The sequence below is a fragment of the Variovorax sp. P4_D9 genome (genome assembly GCF_056401695.1).
Genome location: NZ_JBFUIU010001623.1, coordinates 1 through 850, shown reverse-complemented (window position 1 = coordinate 850; position 850 = coordinate 1). Strand labels below are relative to the sequence as shown.

Annotated in this window: 2 protein-coding genes; both read left to right on the top strand. The window is 68.1% G+C overall.

The window, feature by feature from the left end; all coding sequences use genetic code 11:
* Positions 1-3: 3 nt before the first annotated feature.
* Positions 4-522 carry a Fe-S protein assembly co-chaperone HscB gene (hscB, locus tag AC1DY5_RS57350; protein WP_478122993.1) on the top strand — a complete coding sequence of 173 codons (519 nt, stop codon included), beginning with the start codon at positions 4-6 and terminating at the stop codon, positions 520-522.
* A 42-nt stretch (positions 523-564) separates the two neighbouring features.
* Positions 565-850: Hsp70 family protein (locus AC1DY5_RS57345; RefSeq protein ID WP_478122992.1), on the top strand; the 286-nt coding region annotated here is incomplete at its 3' end.

The window sequence follows — 850 nt, the reverse complement described above, 5'->3', positions numbered from 1 at the left end:
GTCATGAACCTGAACGACACCGACTTCCAGCTGTTCGCCGTGCCTGCCACCTTCGCGCAGGTCCGCAGCGTCCTCGACGCTCGCTGGAAGGAGCTGCAGCGCGAGGCCCATCCTGACCGCTTTGCCGCCCAGGGCCCCGCGGCACAGCGCATCGCGATGCAGTGGTCGGTGCGCATCAACGAGGCCTACCAGCGGCTCAAGAGCCCGATCAAGCGCGCCACCTACCTGTGCGAACTCAACGGCGCGGGCATCCAGGCCCATACCAATACCGCGATGCCGCCCGCATTCCTGATGCAGCAGATGGCATGGCGCGAAGAGCTCGACGACRCCACCGATGCCGCCGCGCTCGACAAGCTGCGCGCCGAGGTCGAGGCCGGTCGTGCGCGTGCGTTGTCCACGCTCGACTGGCTGATCGACGAGAAGGGCGACTACCCCGAGGCGGCGCGGCAGGTGAGAGCCCTCATGTTCATCGAGCGTTTTGCCGAGGACATCGAGGCCAAGGCCGATCAATGGGGACAATAGCGGCATGATTCATCCCCACGCCCATCTCCTCGGGGAGGCCTGATGGCATTGCTCCAGATTTCAGAACCGGGCCAGGCGCCCGATCCGCACCAGCGTCGCATCGCCGTCGGGATCGACCTCGGCACCACCCACTCGCTGGTCGCGGCGGTCCGCAACGGCGTCGCCGAATGCCTGCCCGATGCCGAGGGCCGCGTGCTGCTGCCTTCGGCGGTGCGCTACCTCGACGCTGAGCGCCGCCAGATCGGCTCCGACGCGCTGGCGGCGCGGGCCGTTGATCCGTCCAACGTGATCACCTCGGTCAAGCGGCTGATGGGCCGCGGCCTGTCGG